Below are 14936 nucleotides of genomic sequence, written 5' to 3'. Positions count from 1 at the left end.
AGAATATTCCACTGAGGGCATGAATGATAGAACGGTCCTCATCACGGGAGCCGCCGGCGGGCTGGGAAGGGCGTTCGCGCTTGGCTTCGCCGGCCGCGGCTACCGGGTGGCGGTGGCCGACATCAACCTTGAAGGTGCTGAGCAGACCGCCAAGCTGGTCCGGGAAGCCGGTGCCCGCGCCGCTGCCTTCGCCGCCGACGTGACCGACCTGGACTCCACGGAGCAGCTCGCCGCGAGCTGCGCGGAGTTCGGAAACGGGCGCATCGACGTCGTCCTCAACAATGCGGCGGTCTACGCGGGGGTGACCCGCAGCCGCTTCGAGGACATCGATCCGGCCGAGTGGGACCTGGTGATGAACGTCAACCTTAAGGGGCCCTGGCTGGTGACCCGAGCCGCGAGCCCCTACCTGGCCGAGGGCGGGCGCGTCATCAACCTCTCCAGCGCCACGATCTTCAGCGGCTCCGAGCAATGGGCGCACTACGTCGCCTCCAAGGGCGGGGTGGTGGCACTCACCCGGGTCATGGCCAAGGAACTGGGCCGGCGGGGGATCACGGTGAACGCCATCGCCCCGGGCTTCACGCTCACGGAAGCCAGCTACGGACTCATGGAGAACGCCGAGAACTACGGGGTGGACCGCGGGGCCATCAAACGCGCCAGCCAGCCCGAGGACATCGTGGGCGCCGCCCTGTTCCTCGCCGGGCCCGACAGCTCCTATTACACCGGCCAGACCATGGTGGTGGACGGCGGCCGGCAGTTCATCTGACCGGCCACCCCCGCCACCACCCAACCAACTTCAACCAAGGAGGACCACAATGCCAACGGTTCACTTCACCGACGCAGAAGGCACCGTCCGGGACGTCGAAGGCAATGCAGGCGATTCGGTCATGGAAACCGCGGTGCGCAACGGCGTCCCCGGCATCGTGGCCGAATGCGGCGGCTCGCTGTCCTGCGCCACCTGCCACGTCTTCGTCCGCGAGGACTGCGCCTCGCAGCTGCCCGCCATGGAGGATATGGAGGACGAGATGCTCTACGGCACCGCCGTGGACCGTGAGGACAACTCCCGGCTGTCCTGCCAGCTCCGCCTGACGGAGGAGCTCGAACTGTTCGTCACCACCCCCGAAACCCAGGTGTAGCCATGGGAACGCAGGCAGTGGAGCAGGAAGCCGGAACGGCCACGGTCCCCACCAGGACCGGGCTCCTGATCATCGGCGCCAGCCAGTCCGGCGTGCAGCTGGCCGTATCGCTCCGGGCGCTCGGCTTCGACGAACACATCACCCTGCTGGGAGACGAGGACCACCGGCCCTACCAGCGGCCGGCGCTGTCCAAGGAGTTCCTGCAGGGCACCGTGGAAAGCGAATCCCTCATCTTCCGGTCCAACGACTACTGGGCCGAGCACAACGTGGACCTGGTCAAAGGCGAATACATCGTCCGGATCGACAAGGAAGCGGACGGCTCCGGAGTGGCGCATGCGTCCTCGGGCCGGGAGTTTCCGTTCAAGCGGCTGGCCCTGACCGTGGGCGCCCGCGCCCGGAAACTGGAGATCGAGGGCAGCGGCCTGGACGGGGTGCTTTACCTCCGCAACGCCGACGACGCCCTGGCCCTGAAGGCAAAAGTGGGCGACGCCACGGATGTGGTGGTGATCGGCGGCGGGTTCATCGGCCTCGAGGCCGCGTCCAGCCTGCAGAAGATGGGGAAAAATGTCACCGTGCTCGAGTTCGGGCCGCGGCTGGTGGGCAGGGCCGTGGGGGAGGAGACCGCCGAGTACTTCCTGCAGGCCCACCGGTCACGCGGCCTGGATATCCGCCTCAACACCAGTGCGGCGCGCTTCACCGCTGACGACGGCGGCACCCGGGTTGCCGCCGTCGAACTCCAGGACGGGACGGTAGTGCCGGCACAGATCGTCCTGGTCGGCATCGGCGTCATCCCCAACACCCAGCTGGCGGAACAGCTGGGCCTGACCGTGGACAACGGCGTGGTGGTGGACCGGTTCGCGCTGGCGTCCGACGGCACCACGGTGGCCGTGGGGGACGTCGCCAACATGCCCAACCCCGTTCCCGGCTCCGAGCCCGGGGAACGGATCCGGCTGGAAAGTGTCAACAACGCCATCGAGCACGCCAAGGTGGCCGCGTATTCGCTGACCGGGCGCCGCGAGGAGTACGCCGGCATCCCGTGGTTCTGGTCCAACCAGGCGGACCTCAAGCTGCAGATCGCCGGCCTGTGCAACGGCTACGACCGGACCGTAGTCCGGAACGACCGGGAACGCGGAAAATTCAGCGTCCTCTACTACCGCCAGGGCCGCATCATCGCCGCGGACTGCGTCAACGCGCCGCTGGACTTCATGGCCGTCAAGAACGCACTCGCCAAGGGCCTCAACATTCCGGCCGAGGCCGCCGCGGACCCCGGCACCCAACTCAAGACCATCACCACGGACAGCTAGCCGCCAGGCCAGCCAACCCGAAGGAGCATTATGAGCACCCCCAAGACGCCGTTTGCCCCGGCGGAGCCCGGCATTGCCGCCGGCAGCGCCCCCGGTGCCCCCGGCACCGCACCGGACACGGGCGACGCCCTGGCCGATGCCTTCGCCGCCGAATACAGCGTCCGCCCCATCCCCGCCGCAGGACCCGTGGACACCACCCCCATTGCCGGCACCCCCGCGGCCCTGGACTCGCTCGACGCGCTCTGGAAGGCCGTGGTCCACGAGACCCGGACCCGCGGCAACGACATCCACCTGCCCATCTCCCTTGCGTTCGCCGAACGGCTGTGCCGCGCCTACCCGGACGCGGATGCAGACCTGGTGCGGGTGGCCACGCTGCTGCATGACACCGGCTGGGCCCACGTGGATGAATCCCGGATCCTCTCGGAAGGGTTCACGGGGGACTGGCGCAAGGCAACCATCCGCTATGAGCACGAAAAGCAGGGCTGCGACGTGGCCCGCCGGGTCCTTCCCGGCCTGGGCTATGCCCCCGGGTTCGTGGAGCAGGTCTGCGCAATCATTGACGGCCACGACACCCGGCCCGTGGCCCGCTCCCTCGAGGACGCGCTGATGCGTGACGCCGACAGGCTGTGGCGGTTCGACCACGCCGGCATCGCCCTCGCCTCCTCCTGGTTCGGGATGGATCCCGCCACCTACACGGACCGGCTGGCCGCCGAAATCATCCCCGAGCTCATCACCGGGGCCGCCCTCGAGATGGCCACCGCGGACCTTGCCCGGTCCAACGCGCTGCTGAAGACGGCGGTGATCCGATGACCTCCGCCACGCATGACGCACCGGCCGGCGCACCGGCCCTGGCCACGCGGTCCGGCCTGGCCCTGCCGCACACCCACGTGGACACCATCTACGTCGACGGCGCCTGGCAGCGGTCCCGGGGCACCGGCCGGAACCCGGTCACCGACCCCACCACCGGCAAAGTCTGGGGCTCGGTGCCGGACGGCACGCCGGAGGACGTGGACGCCGCCGTCGGCTCCGCCCAGAAGGCTTTTGACGGCGAATGGCCCCGGCTGGCGCCGTCCGAGCGGGCCGCCTACCTGCTCCGGATCGCCGATGAAGTGGAGAAGCGCGCCGAGGACCTCTCCCTGATCAACTCGCGGGAGAACGGATCCCCGGTGGCCGAATCCGCAGGCGCCGCCGCCAACGCCGCCGGGATCCTGCGCTACTTCGCCACCCTGGCCGGATATCTGGAACAGGAGGACATCCGTCCCTTCCCCCGCGGCGGCGGCGAATCCGTGGTGCGTCGCGATCCCCTGGGCGTCTGCGCCCTGATCGCCCCGTGGAACTTCCCCATCAACCTGGTAATGATCAAGCTGGCACCGGCGCTGCTGGCCGGCTGCACCGTGGTGATCAAACCGGCATCGCCTACCCCGCTGTCCATCCGGGTGATTATCGACGCCATCGCCGCAGCAGGCGTCCCCGCCGGCGTCGTCAACCTGGTCACCGGCTCCGGCCGGCTGGGCGACGTCCTGGTCAAGCACCCCGGGGTGGCGAAGGTGGCATTCACGGGCTCGACGCCGGTGGGCCGGAAAATCGCCGCCGCCTGCGGTGAGCTGCTGCGTCCGGTAACCCTGGAGCTGGGTGGCAAGTCCAGCGCCATCGTGCTGCCGGACGCGGACCTGGACGCCATGTCCCGGGTGCTGATCAAGTCCTCCATGCGGAACACCGGGCAGACCTGCTACATCTCCACCCGCATCCTGGCCCCGGCCAGCCGGTACGACGAGGTGGTGGACATGGTCACGGCCACCATCGCCGCCGGGAAGCAGGGCGACCCCCTGGATCCGGACACGGTGTTTGGCCCCTGCGCCACCGAGGCGCAGTACCGGACGGTCATGGAATACGTCGAGTCCGGGCTGGCTGAAGGCGCCCGCGCCACCACCGGAGGACGCGCTGCGTCGCTGGCCGGAGGGCTGGAGGACGGCTACTTCATTGAGCCCACGGTGTTCGCCGACGTCACCCCGGACATGCGGATAGCCCGCGAGGAGATCTTCGGTCCGGTGATTACCATCCTCAAATACAACGACGCCGGCGGCAGCGTCGAGGAGGCAGTGGCACTGGCGAACAACACCGAATTCGGCCTGGGCGGCCTGGTGTTCGGCCGGGACGAGGACGCCGCGCTCGCCGTGGCGGACCGCATGGACACGGGATCGGTGGGACTGAACTTCTTCGCCTCCAACCACTCCGCCCCGTTCGGCGGCCGGCACGACTCCGGGCTGGGCACCGAGTACGGGATCGAGGGCCTCAACGCCTACCTGAGCTACAAGTCGATCCACCGGAAAAGGTAGGCCGCGGCAGGCGTCACGCGAGGCAGGCTTTCAGGCAGCGCACGACGGCGGAGGCCCGGGTTTCCGGGGCTTCCCCGCCCAAAGTGGGCCGAAAGCGTGCCGTGCGTGACGCCGTCGTCCGTCTTGCCAGCGCGTCTTGCAGGGCAGGGCCTGCTAGGGCAGCCGCGACGGCCGCAGGACGCTGGCCTCGCCTGCCTTGGCAGGGTCCAGCGGCACCGGGCTGACCAGCACGGCAGGACCCCGGTGCAGGAAGCCGCTGGAGACGGCGCGGCAGCGGATGCCGCCGCGGCCGCGCATGGCCGGGTGGGCGCCGGGGGCGAGCATTTCATTCATCCACGCGCAGGGCTGGGCGTGCCGGCCGCCGTGCAGGGTCACCGCGGAGCCGCCGGATTCCAGCACGAAGTCCTGTGCCAGCAGCGGCGGCAGCTGGGCTCCGCGCAGGATCACGTTCCGGCGGGTCAGCAGCGGATCCAGTGGCGCCGCGCGCAGTTCGGCGGCGATGGCCTCAAGGGATTCGACGGCGAACAGGGTCACCGCAGCATCCATGTGCGCGGCCTTCCCGAAGAAGCGGTCGCCCACGATGCCCTTGCCGGCCACCACCTCAGCATGCGGAGCATCAGCGGTAGGGACATCGGCGGCGCCGTCACGGGCGCGGCCAAAGTACGCGTGCGCGGGGGAGACCAGCAGGTGCAGGATCTCGACGTCGTACCGGAACATTTCGGGCATACGGCCAGCGTAGGCCAGCCGGCATTGAAATCCTGCCGCCGGATGGAAGGATCAGGAACCATGAAGACCTCACCTGCCGGCCAGGCCAGCGCGCCGCCCAGGAAACGTTCGGCCCTGTTCTGGGCATCAGTGGCTTGCGCTGCCGCGCTGATGGGGGTCGCCCTGTGGATGCTGGCAGGCAACCCCGCCGTCCTGGGCGGCCATCCGCTGCTGCCGGGCATCCTGCTGGCCGCAGCTGCCACTGGTGCCGGCTGGGCAGTCCTGCTCTGGCGCCGCCGCGATGTCCCGCGGCCCCGCGCGCGTGTGCGCGCCATCGGCGCGTGGGCCGGCAGGCTGGCCGTCCTGGCGGTTGCCGCCGGGCTCGCCTGGCTCAACCCCTTCGCCTACCAGCCGGGGCCGACGGCGGAGGCCGGGCCGGCGTCGGACCTCACCGTCAGCGAAACCAGCACCGCCATCACCATGTCACCCGAGGGAGCCAGGACCCCCAGGGGGCTGGTCTTCTACCCGGGCGCGCGCGTGGACGCCCGGGCCTACCAGGACGTCCTGGCTCCCGTGGTCGGTGCCGGGTACCGGGTGGTCATCCTGAAGGAACCGCTCGGGCTCAGCCTGCTGGACGGCAACCAGGCCCGCAGCGCCATCGAGGACAACCCGGACATCACCACGTGGACGGTGGGCGGCCACTCCCTGGGCGGGGTGTCCGCATCGTCATTCGCCCTGGCGAACACCGACATCACCGGCCTGGTGCTGTACGCCTCCTACCCGGTGGAATCGCTGCGGGGACGGACCGGCCTTTCCGTCCTGTCCGTCTCCGGGACCAAGGACGGGCTCAGCACGCCGGACAAGATCCAGGCCTCCCGGGAACTCCTGCCCCCGGATACTGAGTTCGCCGCCGTCCAGGGCGGAGTGCACGCGTTCTTCGGCGACTACGGTGATCAACCCGGCGACGGCAAGCCCGGCACCAGCCGGAGCACCGCCCAGCAGCAGATTGGCACCGCCACCGTCAGCTTCCTGGGCCAGCTGCCGGGCGGACGCTAAGCACGGTCCAGCGGCTTCAGGCCCCGACGTACGCCGCCAGATGCTGGCCGGTGAGCGTGGCCCGGCCGGCCACCAGGTCAGCCGGGGTGCCCTCGAAGACGATCCTGCCGCCGTCGTGCCCTGCTCCCGGACCGATGTCGATGATCCAGTCACCGTGCGCCATCACCGCCTGGTGGTGCTCAATGACGATCACGGATTTTCCGGAATCAACCAGCCGGTCCAGCAGCCCCAGCAGCTGTTCGACGTCCGCCAGGTGCAGCCCCACCGTGGGCTCATCCAGGATGTAGACGTCCCCGGACTCCGCCATCTGGGTGGCCAGCTTGAGCCGCTGGCGCTCGCCGCCGGACAGCGTGGTCAGCGGCTGGCCCAGGGAAATGTAGCCCAGGCCCACGTCCGCCAGGCGTTCCAGGACCTTGTGCGCGGCGGGCGTTTTGGCCTCGCCCTCGGCAAAATACGCCAGTGCCGCATCCACCGACATGTCCAGGACATCCGCAATGTTCTGGCCGCCCAGGGTGTATTCGAGGACGGCGGGCTGGAAGCGGCGTCCCTCGCAGTCCTCGCAGGTGGACTCCACGGTGGCCATGACGCCCAGCTCGGTAAAGATGACGCCGGCCCCGTTGCAGGTGGGGCAGGCGCCCTCGGAGTTGGAGCTGAAGAGCGCCGGCTTCACGCCGTTGGCCTTGGCGAACGCCTTCCGGATGGGCTCCAGCAGGCCCGTGTAGGTGGCCGGATTGCTCCGCCGGGACCCTTTGATGGCACCCTGGTCGATGACGACCACCCCTTCGCGCTTTGCCAGCGAGCCGTGGATCAGGGAGCTCTTGCCGGACCCGGCCACGCCCGTCACCACGCAGAGCACACCGAGCGGCACATCGACGTCGACGTCCTGCAGGTTGTTCGTTGAGGCGCCGCGGACCTCGAGTGCGCCGGCGGCCTTCCGGAAGGAGTCCTTCAGGCGGGCGCGGTCGTCCAGGTGCCGGCCGGTGATGGTGCCGCTGGAACGCAGCCCGTCCACATCGCCTTCGTAGACAATCTCGCCGCCGGCGGTCCCTGCCTTGGGGCCGAGGTCGACGACGTGGTCGGCGATGGCGATCATCTCCGGTTTGTGCTCTACCACCAGGACGGTGTTGCCTTTGTCCCGCAGCTGCAGCAGGAGCGTGTTCATCCGCTCGATGTCATGCGGGTGCAGGCCGATGCTGGGTTCATCGAAAACATAGGTGACATCCGTGAGGGAGGAGCCCAGGTGGCGGATCATCTTGGTCCGCTGCGCCTCACCTCCGGAGAGGGTGCCCGCCGGGCGGTCCAGGGAGAGGTAGCCGAGGCCGATCTCGGCGAACGAATCCAGCAGGTCGCGCAGCCCGGCGAGCAGCGGCCGCACGGAGGGCTCGTCCAGCCCGCGGATCCACTGTGCCAGGTCGCTGATCTGCATGGTGCACAGCTCGGCGATGTTCTTGCCGTTGATTTTCGACCCCAGCACTTCCGGGGTCAGGCGTGTCCCGCCGCAGTCCGGGCAGGTGGCGAAGGTGACGGCGCGCTCCACGAACCGCTTCACGTGCGGCTGCATGGCCTCCACGTCCTTGGAGAGCATGGACTTCTGGATCTTGGGGATGACCCCTTCGAACGTGAGGTTGACGCCTTCCACCTTGATCTTGGTGGGCTCGGCGTACAGCATCGTGTCCAGCTGCTTCGCCGTGAACGTGGCGATCGGTTTGTCCATGGGCAGGCCCATGCCCTCGAACAGGCGGCCGTACCAGCCATCCATGGAGTAGCCGGGAACGGTCAGCGCGCCTTCGGACAGGGACTTCGACTCGTCATAAAGGGCGGTCCGGTCGATGTCGCTGACGTTCCCCATGCCCTCGCAGCGCGGGCACATGCCGCCCAGATAGGTCACCTGGCGCACCACGTTCTTCTCCACCCGGCCGCCTTTCTCGGTGCTCATGATGCCGCTGGCCTTGCGGGTGGGCACGTTGAAGGAGAAGGCCGTGGGCGGGCCGACGTAGGGCTTGCCCAGCCTGCTGAACAGGATCCGCAGCATGGCGTTGGCGTCGGTGGCCGTGCCTACGGTGGAGCGCGGGTTGGCGCCCATCCGCTCCTGGTCCACGATGATCGCCGTGGTCAGGCCCTCCAACCGGTCCACGTCGGGCCGGGCCAGGCTGGGCATGAACCCCTGAACGAAGGCGCTGTAGGTTTCGTTGATCATCCGCTGCGACTCGGCGGCGATGGTGGCGAACACCAGCGAGCTCTTGCCGGAGCCGGAAACACCCGTAAACGCGGTCAGCCGGCGCTTGGGCAGCTCCAGGCTCACGTCCTTCAGGTTGTTCTCCCGGGCGCCTTGGACCCGGATCAGGTCGTGGCTGTCGGCAACGTGCGCCGCCTGCCTGGTTTCCATGTCTGCTTCCGTGCTCAAGGTGTCCCCCTCTTCCTGGAGCGGCGCCCAAGCGGAGCTGCGCTGGCAGCCCCGTTCCGGCGTCGTCCGTTATATACGTGCTTGTTTATATGCCTAGGGCTGCTGGTTGATGCGGACCGTGTTGCCGGCCGGGTCGCGGAAGGCGCAGTCGCGGATGCCGTACGGCTGGTCGATGGGTTCCTGGACCACGTCGGCCCCGGTTGCCTCCACCTTGGCGAACGCGGCGTCCACGTCGGGGGAGGAGAGGACGATGGTGGCGTAGGTGCCTTTGGCCATCATCTCGGTGATGGTGCGGCGCTCGTCCTCGGTGATGCCCGGGTCCACTGCCGGCGGGTGCAGGACGATGGAGACGTCCTTCTGGCCGGCGGGGCCCACGGTGATCCACCGCATGGTGCCTCGGCCCACGTCGTTGCGGATTTCGAAGCCGAGCGCGTCCCGGTAAAAGGCGAGGGACGCGTCCGGATCGGTGGCGGGAAGGAAGGTGGAAGAAATGTTGATGTCCATGGCAGTCATGCTAGTGACGGCTCACGGGCCGGCGCTTCTCGATTCCTGACCGGTCTGGTGACCTGTTTCGCTACGCAGGCCGGGATCCCCGCCGTCGACTCCGCTGCCTCCTGCTTGTAGACGCTCGGCGGCATGCCCACCAGTTCGCTGAAGCGGGTGCTGAAGGTGCCCAGCGAGGAACAGCCGACGGCGAAGCACACCTCGGTGACGGTGAGGTCGCCTTTGCGGAGCAGCGCCATGGCCCGTTCGATCCTGCGGGTCATGAGGTAGCTGTACGGGGATTCGCCGTAGGCCAGCTTGAAGCGGCGGCTGAAATGGCCGGCCGACATATGGACATCCCTGGCAAGGGATTCGACGTCCAGCGGCTGGGCATATTCGCGGTCCATCCGGTCTTTGACGCGCCTCAGCTGGGTGAGTTCACGGAGGTAGGGATCGGGTGCAGGACTGCTGGTCACAGCTTCGATCGTGCTACGCCGCGCGGGCCTTGTCCAGACGTGGGGAGTATCACGTATCGGCAGTAATTTGGGCGTCCGCGCGCGGGATATGATTATGCCGCCGGCCAGCGTAAGAGGTCCTCGCCCGAACAGGGCTCGAGTCAACGCAGAGCTGGATGATGCAGGTTCCCACGGAACGGCATCCGGCGAAACCCAACCTTGAACCACCTCTTGAGCCCTGCCCTGATACTGCGCAGGCACCACCTTGGAAGGACGCCATGGAACTGCTGTGGGAAATTGCCAGCTGGGCAGGCGCGGTTGCGATTCTCAGTGCATACCTGTCTGTTTCCATGGGGTGGCTGAAGGCCGGCAAGGGCTTCCAGACCGCCAACCTCTTTGGCTCTGTCGCCTTCATCATCAATGGAACCCTGCACGGCGCCTGGCCGTCAGTGGTCACCAATGTTGCCTGGTTCCTGATCTCTGCGGTGGCGCTGGTCCGCATGCGTCCGGAGGAAGCGGCCGCCGAGCCGGTTGAAGCCGCGCATGTCCAGTACCCGGGCGTTCCGGACTCCACCGGCCAGCTGGCCGTCGTTGAGGCGTTCACCGATGCCCTGCCCGTCGTCGGTTCCGCACCCGTCCTGGCGGATGGTCCGCGGCTGGCCGTCTAGGCCAACGACGGCGGTCCGCGCCGCAGGCGCCTTAGGGCTCCCGCCCAAAAGACCTATTGACAGGACAAACTGTCTCTCATACCTTGTTAGAGCGCTCCATTATCAGGAGTGGCCTTTCAAAGGAGAGAACCCCATGAGGCTTGGTGTCTACAACGCGATCCTGCATGACCGTCCACTGCCCGAGGCGCTGACGGTCATCGCCAACCTGGGCCTGACGGGAATCGAGATCAATACCGGCGGCTTCCTTCCCCCGGTGCACGTTCCCACCTTTGACCAGATCCTGGAAAGTGACGCGGCGCGTGATGACTACCTGGCGCTATTTGAAGGGACCGGCGTTTCCATTGCGGGCCTGAACTGCAACGGCAACCCGTTGCACCCCAATCCGGAGATCGGGGAGAAGCATGCCGGGGACATCCGCCGCTCCATCAGGCTGGCGCACCGGCTGGGCCAGACCCGCGTGGTCACCATGTCCGGTCTGCCCGGCGGCGAGCCCGGGGCGACCGTTCCCAACTGGATCGTCAACGCCTGGAACTCGGCCGCACTGGACGTCCTGGACTACCAGTGGGAGATTGCGGCGGAGTTCTGGAAAGAGATCGACCAGCTGGCGCGCGAGCTCGAGGTCAAGGTGGCCCTTGAACTGCACCCGCAGAACCTGGTGTTCAACACCGCCGACGTCCGGAAGCTGATCGGGCTCACGGGCGCCACGCATGTGGGTGTGGAACTGGACGCCAGCCACCTCTTCTGGCAGCAGATGGACCCGGTGGCAGTGGTCCGCGAACTGGGCCCCCTGGTATTCCAGGCTGCCGCGAAGGACGTCCGCATCAACAAAGAAAATGCCGAACTGTACGGGGTACTGGACAACAGCTTCCGCCGGCTGTCCCCGGACGAGAACCGTACCAACCTGGGCGGTGACGAATGGGCCAACGAATGGCCACGGAACTCCGCCTGGGACTTCGTGGCCCTGGGCCGCGGCCATGACACCGCCTACTGGACGGAGTTCCTGCGCGCCCTGCACGAAGTGGACCCGGAGATGCTGGTCAACATCGAGCACGAGGACGTTTCACTCGGCCGGATCGAGGGCCTTCAGGTAGCTGCGAAAGTCCTGCGTGACGCGGACGCGGCACTGCGGGAGTCGCTGGCCTCCACTTCAGCGTAGAAGGCCTGTTCTTCCCTGCGGTTACAGCAGGGGATGGCTTTGCGCGTCCGGATCGCCGGCGCGGACGGTGGCACGGTCCACGATGTCCTGGGCAACAGCGTAGACCTTGCGGTTTGTGTCCTGGCTCAGCTGGCTGATGAGCTCGTAGGCCTGGTCGGCGGTGACACCGGTGCGGCCCATCAGGACGCCCTTGGCCTGTTCAATGACCGCCCGGTTGAGCGCCGACGCCGCCACCGCCTCGGTGGCGAGCTGGTGCCGGTCCGTGTGGATTGACGTCGTGAGGTCCACCACCACGCCCCAGACTCCGATCGGGGTGTCTCCGTCCATGATGTAGTCGGCGGAGTAGAGCAGCTTGTGCTGGTGGTCCTTGCGGTCCCGGATGGACAGGTACATGGATGACGGTCCGCCCTGGGTGGACACATGGTCCCAGTAGGCCTGCACCCTTGGCCGGTCTTCGGGCTCGACGTGGGGAAGCACCATCTCCATGGTCGGGACCACCTCGCCCCGTTCGTACCCGTAGATGCGGTACAGCCCGTCCGACCAGCGGAAGACCCCGTCCGCGAAGTAGTACTCAACGAATCCGGTGGGGCAGTTGAGGAAATCCGTGTGCTGGACGTTACCCTGCGCGGAATCTGGGTGCCTGCTGCTTGGTTTCAATAAAGGGCCGTTCGACGTGCTGTAGCCCGGCTCCCCTGCGCCCGGGCCTGAAAACACCAGAATATAGCAGGGTTTAAACGGCCGTCCCGCTTTCGAACCCGTGGACCGGTGCCGGAATGGCCCACTTTGGGGCCACTAACGACGGCGGGACCCCGGCATTCCGGGGTCCCGCAGCTCAATGCCGGCCCAGGGTGGCGATCGCCTGCCGCACCACGGCCAGGTCCAGATCGCCAAGGCCCTGCGCCACCAGTTCCGCGTACAGGTCGACGCCGGCGGAAGCCATGGGTGTGGCGGTGCGGGCAGTTGCGGCGCTTTCCAGCACGAAGGACAGGTCCTTGTGCATGAACTTCGCCGGCCCTGTCGGCGTGTAATCCTTTGCCGCGAGCCGGGGGCCCACCACCTCCAGCACCCTGCTGGCGGCGAGGCCGCCGGACAGGACCTCAAAGAGGGCTTCCACATCCAGCCCGGAGCGTTCCGCAAGCTCGGCAGCCTCGGCGAGTGCCGCCGTCGTGGTTCCCACGATCAGTTGGTTGCACGCCTTGGCCAGCGAGCCGGCACCCAGGTCACCCAGCCGGCGGACGGAGGTCCCCATTGCCTCCAAAGCCGGGAGGGCCCGGCTGAAGTCTTCCGGGGAACCGCCGGCCATGATGGCGAGGGTTCCCCGCTGCGCGCCGACCGTGCCGCCGCTGACCGGGGCATCAAGCACCGAGGCGCTTCCGCCGCTGGCATCCGCAACGGCGAGCCCGAAGGCCCGCACCGCAACCGGCGACACGCTGCTCATCACCACAACGAGTGTTCCCGGTGCGGGCGGCGCCGCCCGCCACGCCTCCAGGAGCCCCGCCGCAGCCTCTTCAATGAAGGGGAGATCGGGGAGCATGAAGATGATGACGGGCTCGTCCCGAAGGTCCGCAACGTGGCTGGCGGCGTTCCCGCCCAGCGCCTCGAGATCGCGGACGGCGCCGGGGGAGCGGTTCCAGCCCGTGACGTTCCACCCTGCCGTGAGCAGGTTGGCGGCCATCGGCGCTCCCATCAGCCCCAGCCCGACGAACCCCGCACTTTTGGGCGCAGGGTCCGTGGGGGCGGCGTTGCCGATGGTCACTTGGCATCCTCCACGAGCACCAGGTCGCGGCCGTTGGTTTCCGGGGTGAAGAAGGTGGTGGCGAACGAGATAGCCGCCAGGACCAGCGAGTAGAGCGCGGGTACCAGCCAGGAGTGGTTGGTGGCCGCCAGCAGCGCGACGCCGATCATCGGGGCGAAGCCGCCGGCGAGCACGGCCGAAAGTTCACGGCTCAGGGCCACGCCGGTGAAGCGGTGCTGCGAGCCGAAGAGTTCCGGGAGCAGGGCGCACTGCGGGCCAAGCATGGACTGCACGCCCAGGGCGATGCCCACCACCATGACCACCCAGACCAGGGCCACGTTGCCGAGCGTCACCAGGTAGAACGCCGGCAGGGCGATGACGGCCTGGAAGAGCGCGCCGTAGCGGTACACGGGAACCCGGCCAAAGCGGTCGGACAGGGCGCCGAAGGCAACAACCAGCACCGCTGCGAAGCCCGCGGCGATCAGCAGGCCGGTGGGGCCGATGAACTTGTCGCCGGGGAAGACGCCGGCCGGCATGCTGATGAAGGACACCAGCAGCGCGGAGTAGATGGACGAGTTGCCGTTTTCCCCCATGCGGAGGCCAATGCCCACCAGCACGTTCTTCTTGGAGTGCTTCCAGATCTGGCCCACCGGGTTCTTGACCACGGCCTTGTGCTTCTCCAGTTCCTGGAAGACCGGGGTCTCCTTGAGTCGGAGGCGGATGAAGACGGCAATCGCGATCAGGATGATGCTGGCCAGGAACGGAACGCGCCAGAGCCAGCCCTGCAGGACCTGCTTGTCCGCCAGGGCCATCAGGGCAAAGGTGCCGGCGCCCAGGAGGGTGCCCAGCTGGATGCCCACGAACGGCAGCGAAGCGAAGAAACCACGACGGCGGCGCGGGGCCACCTCGGAGATGAGGGTGGTGGCACCTGCCTGCTCGGCGCCGGCGCCCAGGCCCTGGAGGATGCGCAGCGTCACCAGGAGCACCGCCCCCAGCATTCCCGCCTGGTCGAAGGTGGGCAGGAGGCCGATGGCGCAGCTGGAGAGGCCCATCAGGCCGATGGTCAGGATGAGCACCATCTTGCGGCCGAAGCGGTCGCCGATGTGGCCGAAGACCACGCCGCCGAAGGGCCGTGCCGCGAATCCGACGCCGTACGTGGCGAAGGAGGCGATAACGGCTCCGCTCTCGCCCAGCGGGGCGAAGAACAGTGGTCCGAAGATCAGGGCCGAGGCCAGGCCGTAGATGTAGAAGTCGTAGTACTCCAGGGCGGACCCTACGGAGCTGGCAAGTGTTGCCCTTCGCAGCTGGTCCGGATCGACGACGGCGCCGTCCGTGGTGGCCTGCGGTGAGTTAGTACGAGTTGTCACGAAAACTCCCTCTAATGCACTCCAGGCCCCCGTTGGCCTGGTGGGATAGCGGCAACACCTGTTGTGTCGATCACTATGCTGAACACAATACAGCAAGCTGAACAGCTGGCAACAGTTTTTGGTTTTGAGTTACG

General features: G+C 67.8%; 15 protein-coding genes. 8 read left to right on the top strand and 7 right to left on the bottom strand.

Annotated elements, in window-relative coordinates; all coding sequences use genetic code 11:
• Nucleotides 1-19: 19 nt before the first annotated feature.
• The 5 genes from BACI349Y_RS19410 to BACI349Y_RS19390 are packed head-to-tail and all read left to right on the top strand — an operon-like array spanning nucleotide 20 to nucleotide 4773.
• Complete coding sequence (locus BACI349Y_RS19410; RefSeq protein ID WP_159634783.1) at nucleotides 20-763, top strand: SDR family NAD(P)-dependent oxidoreductase; 744 nt, start codon at nucleotides 20-22, stop codon at nucleotides 761-763.
• Nucleotides 764-812: 49 nt separating this feature from the next.
• Nucleotides 813-1133 (top strand): 2Fe-2S iron-sulfur cluster-binding protein, encoded by a 321-nt coding sequence (locus BACI349Y_RS19405; protein WP_110542213.1) that lies wholly within the window; start codon nucleotides 813-815, stop codon nucleotides 1131-1133.
• A gap of 2 nt (nucleotides 1134-1135) precedes the next feature.
• The gene (locus BACI349Y_RS19400; RefSeq protein ID WP_159634780.1) at nucleotides 1136-2437 is read left to right on the top strand and encodes an NAD(P)/FAD-dependent oxidoreductase; all 1302 of its coding nucleotides are present in this window, start codon (nucleotides 1136-1138) and stop codon (nucleotides 2435-2437) included.
• A gap of 30 nt (nucleotides 2438-2467) precedes the next feature.
• On the top strand, nucleotides 2468-3247 hold the full coding sequence (locus BACI349Y_RS19395) for an HD domain-containing protein (protein ID WP_159634777.1): 780 nt from the start codon (nucleotides 2468-2470) through the stop codon (nucleotides 3245-3247).
• Nucleotides 3244-4773, top strand: a complete 1530-nt coding sequence (locus tag BACI349Y_RS19390; protein WP_159634774.1) for an aldehyde dehydrogenase family protein — start codon at nucleotides 3244-3246, stop codon at nucleotides 4771-4773. The genes BACI349Y_RS19395 and BACI349Y_RS19390 overlap by 4 nt, the downstream gene beginning before the upstream one ends.
• 153 nt (nucleotides 4774-4926) lie before the next feature.
• On the opposite strand, the gene BACI349Y_RS19385 is transcribed toward BACI349Y_RS19390, so the two are convergent.
• Nucleotides 4927-5499: an MOSC domain-containing protein gene (locus BACI349Y_RS19385; protein ID WP_159634771.1), complete on the bottom strand. Its 573-nt coding sequence runs from the start codon at nucleotides 5497-5499 to the stop codon at nucleotides 4927-4929.
• 60 nt (nucleotides 5500-5559) lie between these two features.
• Here BACI349Y_RS19385 and BACI349Y_RS19380 point away from each other — a divergent pair, with 60 nt between their 5' ends.
• Nucleotides 5560-6534 (top strand): alpha/beta hydrolase, encoded by a 975-nt coding sequence (locus BACI349Y_RS19380; RefSeq protein WP_159634768.1) that lies wholly within the window; start codon nucleotides 5560-5562, stop codon nucleotides 6532-6534.
• A 16-nt stretch (nucleotides 6535-6550) separates the two neighbouring features.
• Here BACI349Y_RS19380 and BACI349Y_RS19375 read toward each other — a convergent pair whose 3' ends face one another.
• From BACI349Y_RS19375 to BACI349Y_RS19365, 3 genes are all read right to left on the bottom strand, one after another.
• Nucleotides 6551-8920, bottom strand: a complete 2370-nt coding sequence (locus tag BACI349Y_RS19375; protein WP_201302541.1) for an ATP-binding cassette domain-containing protein — start codon at nucleotides 8918-8920, stop codon at nucleotides 6551-6553.
• Between the two features lie 111 nt (nucleotides 8921-9031).
• Nucleotides 9032-9451 carry a VOC family protein gene (locus BACI349Y_RS19370; protein ID WP_159634762.1) on the bottom strand — a complete coding sequence of 140 codons (420 nt, stop codon included), beginning with the start codon at nucleotides 9449-9451 and terminating at the stop codon, nucleotides 9032-9034.
• A complete protein-coding gene (locus BACI349Y_RS19365) occupies nucleotides 9448-9897 on the bottom strand; it encodes a helix-turn-helix transcriptional regulator (RefSeq protein WP_159634759.1) in 450 nt (149 codons plus the stop codon). The genes BACI349Y_RS19370 and BACI349Y_RS19365 overlap by 4 nt, the downstream gene beginning before the upstream one ends.
• Before the next feature lie 257 nt (nucleotides 9898-10154).
• On the opposite strand from BACI349Y_RS19365, the gene BACI349Y_RS19360 reads away from it, so the two are divergent.
• Nucleotides 10155-10544, top strand: a complete 390-nt coding sequence (locus BACI349Y_RS19360) for a CBU_0592 family membrane protein (RefSeq protein ID WP_159634756.1) — start codon at nucleotides 10155-10157, stop codon at nucleotides 10542-10544.
• A gap of 133 nt (nucleotides 10545-10677) precedes the next feature.
• Nucleotides 10678-11700 carry a sugar phosphate isomerase/epimerase family protein gene (locus tag BACI349Y_RS19355; protein WP_159634753.1) on the top strand — a complete coding sequence of 341 codons (1023 nt, stop codon included), beginning with the start codon at nucleotides 10678-10680 and terminating at the stop codon, nucleotides 11698-11700.
• 21 nt (nucleotides 11701-11721) lie between these two features.
• Here the strand turns inward: BACI349Y_RS19355 and BACI349Y_RS19350 are convergent, their stop codons facing one another.
• From BACI349Y_RS19350 to BACI349Y_RS19340, 3 genes are all read right to left on the bottom strand, one after another.
• Entirely contained in the window at nucleotides 11722-12357 is a 636-nt protein-coding gene (locus BACI349Y_RS19350) for a PAS and ANTAR domain-containing protein (protein ID WP_159634750.1), read from the bottom strand.
• 175 nt (nucleotides 12358-12532) lie between these two features.
• Nucleotides 12533-13456 carry an NAD(P)-dependent oxidoreductase gene (locus tag BACI349Y_RS19345; RefSeq protein WP_268891554.1) on the bottom strand — a complete coding sequence of 308 codons (924 nt, stop codon included), beginning with the start codon at nucleotides 13454-13456 and terminating at the stop codon, nucleotides 12533-12535.
• Nucleotides 13453-14802, bottom strand: coding sequence for an MFS transporter (locus tag BACI349Y_RS19340; RefSeq protein WP_159634747.1), 1350 nt, complete (start codon nucleotides 14800-14802; stop codon nucleotides 13453-13455). Before BACI349Y_RS19340 ends, BACI349Y_RS19345 begins: the two co-directional genes overlap by 4 nt.
• Between the last annotated feature and the right edge of the window lie 134 nt (nucleotides 14803-14936).

Source organism: Arthrobacter sp. 8AJ, assembly GCF_902506025.1.
In the GTDB taxonomy this organism is placed as follows: domain Bacteria; phylum Actinomycetota; class Actinomycetes; order Actinomycetales; family Micrococcaceae; genus Arthrobacter.
This window is presented reverse-complemented; position numbering and strand designations above follow the sequence as displayed.

Bases quoted from the DNA above. Each gene is read 5' to 3' on its own strand.
- BACI349Y_RS19375 (WP_201302541.1), bottom strand. From the start codon at position 8,920: ATGGAAACCAGGCAGGCGGCGCACGTTGCCGACAGCCACGACCTGATC.
- BACI349Y_RS19355 (WP_159634753.1), top strand. From the start codon at position 10,678: ATGAGGCTTGGTGTCTACAACGCGATCCTGCATGACCGTCCACTGCCC.
- BACI349Y_RS19395 (WP_159634777.1), top strand. From the start codon at position 2,468: ATGAGCACCCCCAAGACGCCGTTTGCCCCGGCGGAGCCCGGCATTGCC.
- BACI349Y_RS19360 (WP_159634756.1), top strand. From the start codon at position 10,155: ATGGAACTGCTGTGGGAAATTGCCAGCTGGGCAGGCGCGGTTGCGATT.
- BACI349Y_RS19380 (WP_159634768.1), top strand. From the start codon at position 5,560: ATGAAGACCTCACCTGCCGGCCAGGCCAGCGCGCCGCCCAGGAAACGT.
- BACI349Y_RS19400 (WP_159634780.1), top strand. From the start codon at position 1,136: ATGGGAACGCAGGCAGTGGAGCAGGAAGCCGGAACGGCCACGGTCCCC.
- BACI349Y_RS19405 (WP_110542213.1), top strand. From the start codon at position 813: ATGCCAACGGTTCACTTCACCGACGCAGAAGGCACCGTCCGGGACGTC.
- BACI349Y_RS19390 (WP_159634774.1), top strand. From the start codon at position 3,244: ATGACCTCCGCCACGCATGACGCACCGGCCGGCGCACCGGCCCTGGCC.
- BACI349Y_RS19385 (WP_159634771.1), bottom strand. From the start codon at position 5,499: ATGCCCGAAATGTTCCGGTACGACGTCGAGATCCTGCACCTGCTGGTC.
- BACI349Y_RS19370 (WP_159634762.1), bottom strand. From the start codon at position 9,451: ATGACTGCCATGGACATCAACATTTCTTCCACCTTCCTTCCCGCCACC.
- BACI349Y_RS19410 (WP_159634783.1), top strand. From the start codon at position 20: ATGAATGATAGAACGGTCCTCATCACGGGAGCCGCCGGCGGGCTGGGA.